Source organism: Corynebacterium sp. HMSC036D02, from assembly GCF_001836165.1.
GTDB lineage: Bacteria > Actinomycetota > Actinomycetes > Mycobacteriales > Mycobacteriaceae > Corynebacterium.
On record NZ_KV827705.1, the window covers coordinates 62,385 to 76,547 of the forward strand.

15 protein-coding genes are annotated in these 14,163 nt (G+C 62.4%); 2 read left to right on the plus strand and 13 right to left on the minus strand.

The window, feature by feature from the left end:
* Positions 1–146 precede the first annotated feature (146 nt).
* The 9 genes from HMPREF2743_RS10365 to HMPREF2743_RS10405 all read right to left on the minus strand — a co-directional run bounded on the left by HMPREF2743_RS10365 (position 147) and on the right by HMPREF2743_RS10405 (position 9,334).
* Positions 147–1,514: a protoporphyrinogen oxidase gene (locus HMPREF2743_RS10365; RefSeq protein WP_070818772.1), complete on the minus strand. Its 1,368-nt coding sequence runs from the start codon at positions 1,512–1,514 to the stop codon at positions 147–149.
* The gene (gene hemE, locus HMPREF2743_RS10370) at positions 1,515–2,555 is read right to left on the minus strand and encodes a uroporphyrinogen decarboxylase (RefSeq protein ID WP_070526097.1); all 1,041 of its coding nucleotides are present in this window, start codon (positions 2,553–2,555) and stop codon (positions 1,515–1,517) included. It abuts the gene before it with no gap.
* A gap of 38 nt (positions 2,556–2,593) precedes the next feature.
* The gene (locus tag HMPREF2743_RS10375; protein WP_070744489.1) at positions 2,594–3,091 is read right to left on the minus strand and encodes a tellurium resistance protein TerC; all 498 of its coding nucleotides are present in this window, start codon (positions 3,089–3,091) and stop codon (positions 2,594–2,596) included.
* Positions 3,088–3,786 carry an MFS transporter gene (locus HMPREF2743_RS10380; protein WP_070818773.1) on the minus strand — a complete coding sequence of 233 codons (699 nt, stop codon included), beginning with the start codon at positions 3,784–3,786 and terminating at the stop codon, positions 3,088–3,090. The genes HMPREF2743_RS10375 and HMPREF2743_RS10380 overlap by 4 nt, the downstream gene beginning before the upstream one ends.
* An 11-nt stretch (positions 3,787–3,797) precedes the next feature.
* Positions 3,798–4,775, minus strand: a complete 978-nt coding sequence (gene hemB, locus HMPREF2743_RS10385) for a porphobilinogen synthase (protein WP_010189806.1) — start codon at positions 4,773–4,775, stop codon at positions 3,798–3,800.
* Positions 4,776–4,860: 85 nt separating this feature from the next.
* Positions 4,861–6,543, minus strand: a complete 1,683-nt coding sequence (locus tag HMPREF2743_RS10390) for a bifunctional uroporphyrinogen-III C-methyltransferase/uroporphyrinogen-III synthase (RefSeq protein WP_070818774.1) — start codon at positions 6,541–6,543, stop codon at positions 4,861–4,863.
* A gap of 178 nt (positions 6,544–6,721) precedes the next feature.
* A complete protein-coding gene (gene hemC / locus HMPREF2743_RS10395) occupies positions 6,722–7,612 on the minus strand; it encodes a hydroxymethylbilane synthase (protein WP_070818775.1) in 891 nt (296 codons plus the stop codon).
* A complete protein-coding gene (locus HMPREF2743_RS10400; protein ID WP_070818776.1) occupies positions 7,613–8,989 on the minus strand; it encodes a glutamyl-tRNA reductase in 1,377 nt (458 codons plus the stop codon).
* Positions 8,990–9,094: 105 nt separating this feature from the next.
* Positions 9,095–9,334: a glutaredoxin family protein gene (locus HMPREF2743_RS10405; RefSeq protein ID WP_070744498.1), complete on the minus strand. Its 240-nt coding sequence runs from the start codon at positions 9,332–9,334 to the stop codon at positions 9,095–9,097.
* 67 nt (positions 9,335–9,401) lie between these two features.
* On the opposite strand from HMPREF2743_RS10405, the gene HMPREF2743_RS10410 reads away from it, so the two are divergent.
* The gene (locus HMPREF2743_RS10410; RefSeq protein WP_246824499.1) at positions 9,402–10,457 is read left to right on the plus strand and encodes an HAD-IB family hydrolase; all 1,056 of its coding nucleotides are present in this window, start codon (positions 9,402–9,404) and stop codon (positions 10,455–10,457) included.
* Here the strand turns inward: HMPREF2743_RS10410 and HMPREF2743_RS10415 are convergent.
* Positions 10,454–11,032, minus strand: coding sequence for an LURP-one-related/scramblase family protein (locus tag HMPREF2743_RS10415; RefSeq protein WP_070526120.1), 579 nt, complete (start codon positions 11,030–11,032; stop codon positions 10,454–10,456). The two genes, HMPREF2743_RS10410 and HMPREF2743_RS10415, sit on opposite strands and share 4 nt — an antisense overlap.
* 199 nt (positions 11,033–11,231) lie before the next feature.
* Between HMPREF2743_RS10415 and HMPREF2743_RS10420 the strand changes: the two genes are divergently transcribed.
* Positions 11,232–12,467 carry an HNH endonuclease signature motif containing protein gene (locus HMPREF2743_RS10420; RefSeq protein WP_083321636.1) on the plus strand — a complete coding sequence of 412 codons (1,236 nt, stop codon included), beginning with the start codon at positions 11,232–11,234 and terminating at the stop codon, positions 12,465–12,467.
* 137 nt (positions 12,468–12,604) lie between these two features.
* On the opposite strand, the gene HMPREF2743_RS12525 is transcribed toward HMPREF2743_RS10420, so the two are convergent.
* From HMPREF2743_RS12525 to proC, 3 genes are all read right to left on the minus strand, one after another.
* Positions 12,605–12,706: a 30S ribosomal protein bS22 gene (locus HMPREF2743_RS12525; RefSeq protein WP_003855542.1), complete on the minus strand. Its 102-nt coding sequence runs from the start codon at positions 12,704–12,706 to the stop codon at positions 12,605–12,607.
* Between the two features lie 244 nt (positions 12,707–12,950).
* Positions 12,951–13,139 (minus strand): helix-turn-helix domain-containing protein, encoded by a 189-nt coding sequence (locus tag HMPREF2743_RS10425; RefSeq protein WP_010189818.1) that lies wholly within the window; start codon positions 13,137–13,139, stop codon positions 12,951–12,953.
* Positions 13,140–13,339: 200 nt separating this feature from the next.
* Positions 13,340–14,131 (minus strand): pyrroline-5-carboxylate reductase, encoded by a 792-nt coding sequence (gene proC, locus HMPREF2743_RS10430; RefSeq protein WP_070526164.1) that lies wholly within the window; start codon positions 14,129–14,131, stop codon positions 13,340–13,342.
* Between the last annotated feature and the right edge of the window lie 32 nt (positions 14,132–14,163).

The following is a 14,163-nucleotide window of genomic DNA, read 5'->3' on the forward strand; positions in this document are numbered from 1 at the left end:
AAGGCATCAGTCATAAGGCGTTTTCACGGCCAAAAACGCCTTTTGCGCATTGCAGATGGCGTTTTTACACCCAAAGATACCTTTTATCAGACGCCTTTTGCGGGGCGCCCTTTGTGAGGTGCTAAAAAGCAGGCGCCGACAGCGAGCTAGCTGACGAGCGCCTGCGCGGCAGCGCGGGCACCGGCAATAACGGCGGGCACACCGACTCCATCAGCCCAGGCGCCGGCGGTGACGATACCGGGGACGTCGGCAAGCTTGGCGCGGACCGCGGCAACAGTGGCCAGGTGCTTATCGTCATAGCGGGGGATGCCGCCGAACCAGCGCTGCGTGTAGATCTCCTCCACACCGGCGGCGCGGCCGTCGAAGCCGGTGATCTTCTGCAGGTCATCGAGGGCATAGTCCACCAGGTCATCCTCCTCCGCACGCACGAGGGAGTCATCGCCGAAGCGGCCGAAGGAGGCGCGCACGAGGAAGCCCTCGCGCTCTGCCAGGTGCGGCCACTTGTTGGAGGAGAGCGTGAAGGCCTTGGCGCGCACGTCCGGCTCGTCCGAAGCAACGAGGATGCCGGTGGCCTCCGGAAGGGAGTTACCCTCCGGATCCGTGGCGGAGGCGAAGTTGAAACCGACGACCACAGAGGAAGCCAGCTGGACGGTGGACAGCTCCTGGGCGGCCTCGGGGGCCACGGCCTTGAGCAGGCGCGCGGTGGTGGGTGCCGGGGTGGCAAAGAGCACGCGGTCGAAGGGACCGATATCCCCCGGCGCGCCCTTGACCTCGAAGGCATCACCCTTGCGCGTCACACCGGAAACGAAGGTGTCCAGGTGGATCTGCGCACCGGACTTCTCAGCGAGGGCCTCGTAGAGCTCGGCGTAGCCGCCCTTGAAGGTGCCGAAGACGGAACCTTCGGCTGGGCTGCGGCCGGACTCAATCTGCTTGATTGCCGCCGACAGCGTGACGGGGCCTTCCTTCGCCAACGAGTCCAGCGTGGCCGCCAGGTGCGGAACCGTGGCGCGCAGGCCCAGGTCATCGGCCGAGCAGGAGTAGACCCCACCGAGCAGTGCGGAGACCACGTGATCCACCACGTCATCGCCGTATTGCTGGCGCACGAGCTTGCCCACGGAGACATCCCCGCCGATTTCCCATTCGAAGGGCTGCTCGTTGGTGATGCGCTCGTTGGTCGTCGCGGAGAAGAAATCCTGCGGCTCGGAAGGAATGCCCATGACCCCGCCCTGCGGCAGGAAGTGCAGCGCGCCGCCGGTGTACACGCGCGGGCGCAGTTGCGAATTGGGTTCCACAAAGGAATCCTGCAGGCCGAGCTCCGTGAAGAAATCCACGGCGTCTTGGCGGCGGCGGATGAAGGCCTCCGCGCCCATGTCAGTAGGGCCGCCGTTGAAAGCCACGGTGTGCAGCTTGCCGCCGATGCGGTCGGCTGCCTCGAAAACATAGACTTCGTGGTTGCGTAACTCCCACGCTGCGGTGAGGCCCGCTAAGCCAGCACCGATAATCGCGATCTTCATTTAGCCCTCCTCGTGGATGATGGCGACGGCGCGCGTAACAGCCTCCGCCTCCGTGGTCGGCAGCACGCCGTGGCCGAGATTCCAGATGTGTCCATGCAGGTTGCCTGCCGCGCGGGCGGCATCTACTTCTGCCTTGATGGCACGTACTTCCTTGCGCACCGCATCCTCGCCGGCAAACAGCAGAGCCGGGTCTAGGTTGCCTTGCAGGATGTCCGCGTTGACGCGGGCCGCGGCGGCATTCATGCTCACGCGATAGTCCACGCCCATGACCTCAGAGCCAGCTTCAGACATCGCGCCGAGCAGCTCGCCGGTCCCCACACCGAAGTGGATGCGCGGCACGCGGCCTTCAGCGACCTTGAGGATTTGCTCCGAATAGGGCAGCACGAACTCGCGGTAATCGCGCTCGTTGAGGTAGCCCGCCCAGGAATCGAAGAGCTGCATCGCGTCGATGCCGGCATCCAGCTGGAGTTCCAGGAAGGAGATGATCGTCGGGGTGAGGCGCTTCATGAGGTTGTGCCAGGTTTCCGGATCGGAATGCATCAGGGCCTTGGTGCGCTCGTGGTTCTTCGACGGTCCGCCCTCAATGAGGTAGCTGGCCAAGGTGAAGGGCGCGCCGACGAAACCGATGAGGGCCTGCTTGTCGGTGAGCTCGCTCAGAATAATCTCAATGCCTTGGCGTACCTCGGGCACATCGACGTCGAGGATAGGCAGGTTGGCCACGTCCTCCGTGGTGCGCACGGGCGCATCCATGACGGGACCGCGGCCGGGGACGATCTCCACACCGACGCCCGCGGCCTTGAGCGGGACAACGATATCGCTGAACAGGATGGCGCCATCAACATCGTGGCGGCGCACCGGCTGCAGGGTAATCTCCGCGAGGAGCTCCGGCATGAAACAGGAATCCAGCATGCTAATTCCCTCGCGCACCTTGCGGTACTCCGGCAAAGAGCGCCCTGCCTGGCGCATGAACCAGACGGGCGGGCGGGAGGGCGTGTGGCCAGTAGCGGCAGCAATCAGCGGCGCATCAGACAGTCGAGACATACCGTCCATTATGAATCAAAAGTTGGAGTAGGCGCCAATCAGGAGTTTTGGGCGCGGCGGGCCTTAATGAAAGCCGTCGAATCCGGGTGAAAGAGGAAGTAGATGGCCACCAAGAGTGCCATCGGGATAAGCAACAAGAGCAACCCGCCCACGCCCGCGATCAGCGCCGCAATGCTGACGAACATGATGTAGGCAGACACCGCGGTGATGATGCGGCGCGCCCATATCGAGCCGCTCGCCAACTGCGCGGAGCACGCCGCAATGACGACGGCGCCCACCACGTTGGAGATGGCCGCGAAACGTGTGTTGAAGCGGATATAGTCCACTTGTTCCGGGCTGAGTTGGGTGTTCGTCACCGATGTATAGGAACCAAAGAGCCCCACCATCCCGGCGGTGAGCATGACAACTGCGGCAACTACGCAGACCCAATAGGCAATGCGCAGCTGGGACGGCCAGGTGGAAGAATCCTGCTCCCCCTGCTTCTTGGGGCGGCGTGGGCGGCGGTTATAGTCCGCGGGGCCGGGGCGCTCGCTCATCGCTTGCCGTCCTTGTTGTCTTCTTTCTCCCGGTCCTTGCTCTTCTTCTCGCGCTCCTCCAGGTTTTCCTGGCGGCGCTGCTCCTCCATCTCCTTGCGCATCTGGCGCAGCTGCTCCATCTCGCCGGTGTACTCGAGTACCTCTTCCTTGGTGGAGAACATCAAGCCCATCACGGCCGCCACGCCGACGAGGATCTGCACGGCACCGTCGAGCAGGAAGAGCCAATCCGGCGCGCTCGCCCCGGCGGGGCTGCTGATGAAGACGATGAGTACGCGGAGGGCAAAGTAGAGGGAGAAGGCGAACCACAGGCGCCGGCCAGTACCGGCTGCCTTGGAGTTCTTGTGGATAAAGCCCAGCATGATGCCCAGCAGCACCACGATGGCGAGTGAAATCAGCGAGCTGAAGGCCACCGAGCCATAGCCCACGAGTTGTACGAGGGCATCGCTCACGTCCTGCCCGGATTTCTCCGCCGCAGACTCCGCGGTCTTGCGGGCCTGGGCAAAGAGCTCATCCCTATTCAGCAGGGTCAGCACGATGCTCAAGACTAGGTGGACCACCTCAAGCACCAAGGCAACGGTCCACACCTTAAGCATGAGGGAGACGGCCTCTGTACGCTTGGCCTGCTCCTTATCCTGCTCCTTGTCCTGCTTCGTCGGCTTCTGTGCCGACGAAGCCGTGTTCGGGCTGAACGTCACGATTCTCCTTATTACTTAAGCAAGCGGGCGGCGTCCGTGGCGAAGTAGGTCAGGATCTGGTCCGCGCCCGCGCGCTTGAACGCGGTCAAGGACTCCAGCATAACGGCCTCGCCATCGATCCACCCGTTCTGGGAGGCAGCCTGAATCATCGCGTACTCACCGGAGACCTGGTAAACAGCTACCGGCACGGAGGAACGCTCGACGGCACCGGCCAGCACATCGAGGTACGGCAGGCCAGGCTTAACCATGACAATGTCCGCGCCTTCCTCGATGTCCAGGTCCACTTCCAGCATGGACTCGCGGAAGTTGCGCGGGTCCTGCTGGTAGGTGCGGCGGTCGCCCTCCAGGGAGGAGCCCACGGCATCGCGGAAGGGGCCGAAGAAGGCCGAAGCATACTTGGCCGAGTAGGCCATGATGGCAACATCCTCGTGGCCGGCCTCATCGAGGGCCTCGCGGATGGCGGCAATCTGGCCATCCATCATGCCGGAGGGGCTAACCATGTGCGCACCAGCGCGGGCCTGGGATCGAGCCATATCCTGGTAAAGCTCCACGGTTTCATCGTTGAGCACGCGGCCTTGGTCATCAATCACGCCGCAGTGGCCGTGGGAGGTGAACTCATCAAGGCAGGTATCCGCCATGACGATGAGGTCATCGCCGAATTCCTGGCGCAGCTCCGCAATCGCCACGTTGAGGATGCCCTGCGGGTCCCAAGCCACGGAGCCGGTCGCGTCTTTGTCTTCCTCACGCGGCACGCCGAAGAGGTCAACGCAGGTCACGCCCGCATCAAGGGCCTCGTGCGCGGCACGCTTGAGGGAATCCAGGCTGTGCTGCTGCACGCCCGGCATGGAGGGGATGTCACGGGGTTCATTCAGACCATCGACCACGAACATCGGGAGGATGAGGTCGGAGGGGCGCAGCGACGTTTCCGCAACCAAATCCCGAAAAGCCGGGTTCTGGCGTAGGCGGCGGGGGCGGCGAGCAATGCTCATGAGTAAAAACTCTCCTTTGAGCTACGAGAAAATTGAACTACCTTCCCGACTCTAGTCGCCCGTCACCTGCCCGCCCAGACGCGGTCTACGCCGTCTTCTTGCGCGAGCGGCGCTTCTTGCGCGGAGCAGGCAGGTTACCGGCAGCGCGCAGGGCCGCAACGTGCTCAGCGAGGGCGTCGACAAGCATCGGCACATCCGCGACCTCCGGGACCACGTCCACGCGCAGACCCACCTCCTCAGCCGCCGCCTTGGTGGAGGGGCCGATGCAGGCGATGATGGTGCGGGCATGCGGCTTGCCGGCAATGCCGACGAGGTTGCGCACCGTCGAGGGCGAGGTAAAAGCCACGGCGTCGAAGCCGCCGGTCTTGATCATGTCGCGGATCTCCGCCGCCGGCGGGGCCGCACGCACCGTGCGGTAGGCCACCACATCATCGACTTCCCAGCCCAAGTCCAGCAGGCCAGTCACCAGCGCCTCGCCGGCGATATCAGCGCGCGGCAGCAGCACACGCCCCACGGCGTCGATGTCTTCGACGTAGTTGGGGAAAACCTCCACGAGACCCTCGGCGTTCTGCTTCGTTGCCGGCGGCAAAAGCTCCGGGACCATGCCCTTGGCGCGAATCGCATCGGCGGTCTTCTGCCCCACCGCGGCGAGGTGCACGCCGGCGAAGTCGCGGGCATCGAGGCCGAGTTCCGCGATCTTCTTCCACACCGCGCTCACCGCATTGACGGAGGTGAACACGACCCACTTGTAGCGTCCCTCAACAATGCCCTTGATGGCGCGATCCATCTGCGCCGGGTTGCGCGGAGGCTCCACGGAGATGGTGGGAACCGACTGTGGGATGGCGCCGTGGCCAGCCAGGCGCGCGCTCATCGCTGCGGCCTGCTCCTTCGTGCGCGGCACCAGCACGCGCCAACCATAGAGCGAACGGTTTTCCCACCAGGAATACTTCGAACGATCGTCAAAGCTGCGCCCCAGCGTGACCACGAGCTCGCCCGGCAGCTCAGCGCCGAGCTTGCCGAGTGTTCCCAGCGTGGTCTCGTGTGTGCGCTGTAGGCGCGTTGTGCCGTGGACGGTGACGTATGCTTCCGTCTCCGCCGGCATCCCGCGCTCCACCAGCTCGGCGGAAATGACCGGCAGGTCATCTGCCGTGGCCTGCAAAACCATCGGTTGCGTCGCGGTGGCCAGTGCGTCCCAGTCCGCGCCTTCCGTGATATCGGCCTCGGTATAGGTCGCACCGAGAGCGATGCCCGCGAAAGAAGGAACCGTCGAAGGCAGAGACATGCCCGGGACCACCTGGAATTCCATACCCGCATTGGCCACGGCGGTGATCTCCGCCTTGATGGACTCACGGTTGAGCGGGTTACCGGTCACCAGACGGATCACGTCATGCCCCTCGGCACGCTCGAGCGCGTTACGCAGTTGCTTGACGACGTCCCCCTCGACCTCCTCAAAGACCGCTGCCGTCGGCGGTGCCGGGCGCGGCGGCTTGCGGCGCGCACCCGCCTCCTTCGCGGCAGCACAGATGCGCTCGTACTCTTCCTCGGCGGCGTCGAGTAGCTCCTGCGGAACCGGCACCTGCTGCGCCACCATGTCACGCACGCCCTGCGAGACCCCCGGGTCGGTAACAACGTTGGCTGTCGTCTCCAGAACCTCGCGGGCGCGAACGGTCAGCAGGTCGGGGTTGCCTGGGCCGGCACCGACGAAGACGACTTTGCCCAGATCAGACTTACCCAGCTCAGGCTGGGTATCCGGCGCAGCATTGCTCATAAGGTTCTTTTCTAGTTTGTGGATTCCGAGTGCCCCGGCGCCGAAGCGTGGCAGGCGCGGGAGTGGAGACAAGAAAGCCCCTCACTCGCGAGTTAAGGGGGCCTAAATCATTGCTCTCAATGATCGTGTGCTAGATACACACTAAAGGAAAAGGCCCCAAAGCAAAAATTACGTGCGATTATTCCGCTGCCAGCACGTCTGCAGCTCCCTGTGCGAAGAGCTCCTTGGACACCGCACGTCCTAATTCTTCTGCTTCGCTTGCCGGGCCCTGGGCCTGAGCGATGAGCTGACCGGAGCCGTCGAGAGCGAAGACACCGCCGCGAACGACCAGCTGCTCCCCTTCCCAGTGAGAGGTAGCGGCGACCGGCGCAGTGCAACCAGCCTCCAGCTGGGAGAGCACGGTGCGCTCGGCGCGAGTGGCGGCGGTGGCGGGGGCGTCGGCAAGCAAAGCAATAGCCTTCGCCGCCTCAGTTCCCTTCACTGCCTCGATGGCCAGCGCGCCCTGCGCAGGCGCGGGCATGAAGACCTCCGGATCGAAGACCTCGGTGGCGCGATCCGCGTAACCCGCGCGCACGAGGCCTGCGTAGGCCAGGAGGACGGCGTCGAGCTCGCCGCTGGTGACCTTGCCCATGCGGGTATCGATATTGCCGCGCAGCGGACGAATATCCAGGTCCGGGCGCATAGCGCGCAGCTGGCTGATGCGGCGCGGCGCGGAGGTGCCCACGCGCGCGCCCTCCGGCAGCTCCTTGAGGGTCAGGCCATCGCGGGCGATGAGCGCCTCACGGACGTCCTGGCGCTGCGGCACCACGAGGTCGAAACGCTCGTCGGCAGCCGTGGGCAGGTCCTTGAAGGAGTGCACTGCGATCTCACACTCGCCGCGGTCGACGGCCTCACGCAGGGCCTGCGTAAACACACCCACACCGATGCGCTCCACGGGAGCCATGTTGACGTCACCCTGCGTGGTAACGATGTGCAGCTCGGCCTCATAGCCTTCCTGCTGCAACCACTCCTGTACGTGGCCGGACTGAGTAGTGGCCAGGAGGGATCCTCGGGTACCGATCTTCAACATCTATGCGTCCTTTTCTTCCTTAGTATTTTCCGCGGCTTCCATCTGCGCGGCATCCGGCAGCTCCGCCATGTCTACCGCCACGCCGCTGCCCTCCAGCTGGAGCCCAAAAAGCTCTTGCAACGCGGTCTCATGGCTAACCGTGCCGGAGTTGGCCGCGAGCTGCTTCGCGCGAACCGTGGGCTCGTGCAGCAGCTTATCCGCAACGCGCTTGAGTGCGCGATTGATATCTCCCATCTGGCGCTCGTCCAGCTCGGGGTGCTTCTGTCCCATCCGCGCTACCTCGCACTGGACCAGGTTTGCCGCCCGCTTGCGCAGTGCCGATACGGCTGGGACGACGTCGCGGACGCGCTGCTCGGAAGCATAGGATTCGAGTTCTTCACTGACGATGCGCCGCGCCTGCGCGTGTGGGCTGGTACCCGCTGCCAGATCGGTATCGGCCGCCTGCAGAGAGTTGTTGAGACGCTCGATATTGATCAGGTCGACTCCCTCGGCCTCTGCCACGGCATCATCAATATCGCGCGGCAGGGACAGATCCACGAGCATGAGTTCGCGGTCGGCCACGTGATAGCGCTCGACGTCGGCAGCCGTAATAGTGAAGCCCTGGGCTCCCGTGGCGGAAATCGCCACGTCCACATCGCGCAGGGCTTGGGCGCGCTCCGAGAATTCAATGACGTCTGCGTACACGCCCGCCTCATGGGCGTGCTGCGCCACGCGCTCCGCGCGGGCGATGGTGCGGTTCGCGATAATCAGGTGCGCACCCAGGCGCCCCGCGTGCGTTGCCGCCAGCGAAGCCATTGCACCTGCGCCCAAAATGAGCACTCGCTTGCCCGCGAGTTCTTCTCTACCCATGCGGCTTAGCGCCTGATCAAAAGCAAAGGAGACCATGGAGGAGCCCGCCTCATCGATCTCAGTTTCGGAATGCACCCGCTTGCCGGTACGCAGCGCGGACTGTGCCAGCGCGTGGATGCGCGGGCCGACGGTTCCTTGCTCCGAAGCAAACTGGTAGGCAGTGCGCACCTGGCCGATGATTTGCTGCTCACCCACCACCATCGAGTCCAAGCCGGAGGTCACCATCATGAGGTGCTCGGCGGCGGCGTCGGCATAGCGCACATAAAGATAGGAGCGCAGCTTCTCCTCCTCCACCCCGGAGACTTCAGCGAGGTTGCGCACGACATCCTGGACGCCGGTGTGGAAAGAGTTAGTGACTGTATAGACCTCGAGGCGGTTACAGGTGGAGATAATCATCGCCTCGCTCAACGAGCCTGCCGATACCATGGCACGGCAGGTGTCATTCTGCACGGTCTCGTCCATGCTCAGCTTTTCCAGCAGCGCCACCGGCGCCGACTGATGCGACATGCCCACGACGAGCACACTCATGCACAACCCTCCAGTTTTGCATCATCCCTTTGGATGACATAGATCATCCAAAAGACTACTAGTTTTCAGCTCGTTTCCGAAACTCGCGGGAGTCCCCGAGGAAAGCTACTCCGCCAGCGCTTGCGCTAGCTCCTCGTTGTCCACTTCCCAGCAGGAGAACTCCTCGCCATCAATAACTACAACGGGGACGCGATCACCATATTCCATGGCCAGCTCCGCATCCTCATCGACGTTGCGTACTTTAAGCTCTGCCCCAGCCTGCCGGACCACCGGGGTAATCTGCTCCAGAACGCGCGCGCAGGAGCCACACGTGGTACGCACCATCAGCTCGACGACGTGAGACATTAAGAACTCCTCGATAGGACGTAGAACGGTTCGCGGTTTACTATGGACACGTTAGTCTTCCCACCCTATGAAAGCTGAACGCGTGCCCCTCCCCCTGCCTCCCGGTATGCCCGATTCTCCCCGTGAGTTCCTTGCCAATTGGACCGCAAGCAGGGGAAACTTGCGCAATTTCCTAGAGCAGCAGGCCTTCGCACCGCTGGGAGAAGAGCACCAAAGGGCGGCCGGTGAGGCGTCGGCAGCCGCGGCGGTAGAGCACCTCTTCGGCATCGACCTGGAAGCTTTTTCTTCTGGCGTGGATTCTGTTCGGGGTTCCTTCGAATCCGCCGGCGCGCGCTCCATCACTGAGCCAGACCCGGACATCCCCCAAGACGTCGGCGCTGCAGCTTTCTTCGACGTGGATAACACCTTGGTCCAGGGCTCTTCGCTCGTGTCCTTCGCCCTGGGGCTGGCACGCCGCCGCTACTTCAAGCTCTCAGAGATCCTTCCCATCGCATGGAAGCAGCTGAAATTCCGGGTCTCCGGTTCGGAGAATGCCGCCGACGTGGCCGCGGGGCGCGTGCAAGCGCTCGAGTTCGTCAAGGGCCGCTCGGTGGAGGAGATGGTGGTGTTGTGCGAGAGCATCGTGGACCAATCGATGGCCCGGAAGGCCTACCCGGGCACGAAGCAGCTGGCGCAGATGCACCTCGATGCTGGCCAGCAGGTGTGGCTAGTCACGGCGACCCCCGTGCAGCTGGCGCAAATTCTGGCGCAGCGTTTCGGTTTCACCGGCGCTCTCGGCACCGTGGCGGAGGTCAAAGATGGCCGCTTCACCGGCCACCTCGTGGGCGATATCCTCCACGGGCCAGGTAAAAAGCATGCAGTGGCGGCGCTCGCCACCTTGGAGAATCTCGATCTTGAGCGCTGTACCGCCTACTCCGACAGCGCCAACGATGTCCCGATGCTGTCCATGGTGGGAACTCCCGTGGCCATTAACCCGGATTCCAAGCTGCGCGATATTGCAGAGGAAAAAGGCTGGCTCATCCGCGACTACCGCTCGGTGCGCAAGGCCGTGCGCACCTACGGCCTCCCGGCACTCGCCACCGCGCTCTTCTCCTATGGCAGCTGGCGCTTCGTGCGCCGCTAGCTGCTATTTTGAGCCTTGGTGCGCAGCATGTCCATGCACATGACCGCACCAATCAGCCCAGCATGCTGTTGCGGGTCGAGGCCCGGCGCAATGCTGAGGCGGTAGGTATTCTTCCCAGCGAGGAACCGGCCCACGCCCGACCACTCGTTACGCACTTCCGCTAAGGGCTGCCCCTGGCTGGTAATCGTGATATTCCAATCCCACACATCGCCTTCAATCTCGATCTCTGGGAAGCCTTCCATCTCCAAGGTCAGGCGCGTCTTCAGGAGGGAGAATTTCTTGGTCACGACTGCCATAGGCTTCTCGACGCCCGGAAGATACACCTCATAGGTATCCCGCACAAAGTTCGGCGGATCCTTAATCACCATGAGCGGCTGCTGCGGATTACCTTGTTCATCGGTAAAAGCAACCTCGAGGCTGCGGGAAGAGTTGAAGAACATGTCCTTCAGGCTCGTCGACTGCAGAATCGTCCCGACGGGCACACCTTGTTCATCGGCGATCAGGAATTCATCCTGCATGAAGGACTTGGTCTGTGAGATAACCAGGCTGTCAAGGGTGAGGAGTCTAGGCAACATAGTTCGCCATTTTACGTACGTGGCGGACTCCTGTGGGGCCGGAAAGTATGAGACTTTCCACCCGGCCTACGAGAGCAAACATGCACACCATTACAGCGGCCCAAATATTGCCATACCCCCAGTTCAAGATAGATGTCCGAGGCATGTTTTATAGTGTGCATAGAACATACAAACGACACCATAAACCTTGGGGGACACCGTGAATACCGCCACTCAAACCGCCTTCTTTTCCCACATGAACCCTGACTGCGCCCTCGCCGTGGAGCGCAGCGCCGCCCGCCGCGCCGACTACCGCTCTTGGGTAGCTGCCATGCCAGACCTCGATGAGGATTTTGATGTTGCGTGCCAGAGGCTCGTCGCCAAGCTTGGCGTCGGTGACTACACCGTGAGTGAATGCTGCCTGGCCGTGCACCGCCTCACGGAGCTCCCGCAGGTCAAGCAACTGCAGGACAGTCAGTTTCTACTGGATATGAAGGCACTCATCACCATCGACCGCACCCTGACGAAGCTGGGTAAACTGCCACCGGAAACGCTCGCGCTTATCGACGATTCCCTGGTCACCTTCTTCACCCCCACCTCCCCGAATCAGGTCTTTCCTACTCCGGCGCAGATTGGGCGCAAGGTTCGCGATATTTGCAAGAGCATCAATAAAGCATTCACCTTCCGCGATTCTCCGAAGAAGGACTCGTATACCTTTACCGATACTAGTGAGCGCGGCATTCTTGAGCTCAACACTGATAGTGCCACGGGAATGATTCTGGATGGCTATATCAAACAGGCAGCGAAGGAGAACGGGCTCTCGCAGGCGGATGCCTTAAAGAAGCTCATCGCCGGCAGTATCTCTCCGCCGGCGACGATCATTCTGCACACCTACCAGGCCAGTGATATCGACAATGCTCCCACCTTTGTCCAAGGGTATGGATGGACCTCGCAGGACATACCCGCCACACGCACGCGCGACCTCTCCTCGGAACCGCCGGAATCGGCTAGCTACGTGGCTTCGGAACTCATCCGCAAATTTGTGGAAGGCCGGGATGGCACCTGCCGCGCTCCGGGATGCAACCGGCCGGCCTACCTGTGCCAGATGGACCACCGCATCAACTATGCCGACGGCGGTGCCACGCACCCGCGCAATCTGGCCAGCTTGTGCCAGCACCATCACAATATGAAGACTGATGGGCGCGCACACTACATCATGGACCCGCACACCGGGGACATCGTGTGGCTCTACGAGGACGGGACATGGGCCATGACAGAGCCGACCGGCCCGCTGGCGAAGAAGACGAAGCGTTGGGCGCAGACGGTGGCCCAGAAAATTACGGCCACCCGCGAGCGCGCCCAGGAGGAAGCTACCCAGCAGGCAGCTAAGGAATCGCAGGCCGCTGCTGAGGAACCCCGCACCCCGGGCGCTCCACAGGAAGACATTCCGTTCTAAGCGGCGTCGTCGTCTGAAACGACGTCATGTGAGACGACGGAAAGGTCGTCTGAAACGACGGAGGGAAAGGAGAATAGATAGCAGAAACTCCCCGCCACGAACCTAAAAGGACCATGCGGGGAGTTGCAGGCGAAGCTTTACTTGCCCAGCTTACGACGCTGAACGCGGGTACGGCGCAGCATCTTGCGGTGCTTCTTCTTGGACATGCGCTTGCGGCGCTTCTTGATGACAGAACCCATAGTAGGTTTCCTCACTTTCGGAATTAGTACGTACGTAAACCGGCCGGCAACGCCTGGAATGAAACCACACACGGTGCACTCGTGGCGGCCCCTGCGAAACAGGGAGACACAGGCATACCAGTGCCGAAACGAATGCTCACTATCTTACCTAGCGGCCTGCCCAGCACCAAAACTAAGGGCAGCGCCCACCGCCGCGGACCGCGAGTGGTCCACAGTGGTGGGCGCTGCCAGAAAGAGGTGAACGCTAGGCTCCGTATACGGAGGCCTCAAGGTATTCCTTGACGGCAGATTCGTGGACGCGGAAGGAGCGTCCCACGCGCACGGCCGGCATGTCACCTGCATGAACCAACCTGTACACCGTCATCTTGGAGACACGCATGATCTCCGCAACTTCGGCGATGGTCAGGAAAGTTCCCTTATCTTCATTCGTCATAGTTTATTTAACCCTTCAGCACGTGACGCGCTGTAGGCTTCCCCTCCCACAGGACTATCACGCACGCGCTCCTGCCAGCTTAGCGTGAAACGTGTGACTAATGCGACCCAAGAGCTAATTTTTTCCTCTTTCGCACCGCTGTTCCCCATCAAGCCCGTGTGACAACATATGCCACAGGGCTACCAGAACGGCGGGAAATTTTAAGCAAGTTCCTGCGCACGCTGGGTACATGCTTCGGCGGCACGGAAGAACGCGCCCCGCAGGCCGGACTCCTCGAGTTCACGAAGGGCGGCAGCAGTGGTTCCCCCCGGGGAGGTTACCCCTGCGCGCAAAGCCACGGGATCCTTGCCAGATTCAGCCAGCATGGTGCCCGCGCCTTGGGCAGTGCGGGTGGCTAGCTTCTCGGCGACGTCACGGGTGAGGCCGAGCTGTACGCCGGCGTCGATCAGCGCTTCGGTGACAAGAAAGTAATACGCGGGGGCAGAGCCTGCCAGTGCAGTGGCAGCGTCGATGTGCTTCTCCTCAATGACTGCAACCTCGCCAACGGCTTCCAGAAGCATGACCACGCCAGCCTGCTGCTCCTCGGTGACGTGGGAACCACCCGCGCAGGTGCACATACCCTTGCCCACCAACATGGGGGTGTTCGGCATAACGCGGACGACTGGCACGCCCTCACCGGCGGCCTTCTCCAACGTCTCGAGGGTCAGGCCAGCAGCCATGGACACAACCACGGCCGTCTTGGGGATGTCGAGACCCTCAAGGAGCTCCTCGATGGCATAGGGCTTCACACACGCGAAGATGTATTCCGCGCCGTCGATAGCCGCGGCATTATCGCTCGTGACCGACACGCCATAGGTGCTCTTTAACTCCTCGCTACGCTCGGAACGACGGTTGGTCACCACGATGTCCGCGGCGTCATAGCCCGCATTCACCAGCCCGGAAACTAGGGCTTCACCGATTTGTCCTCCACCAAGTACTGCAATTTTTGTCATGCTTTCCAGGGTGCCAGAAAGGCCAGGATGCG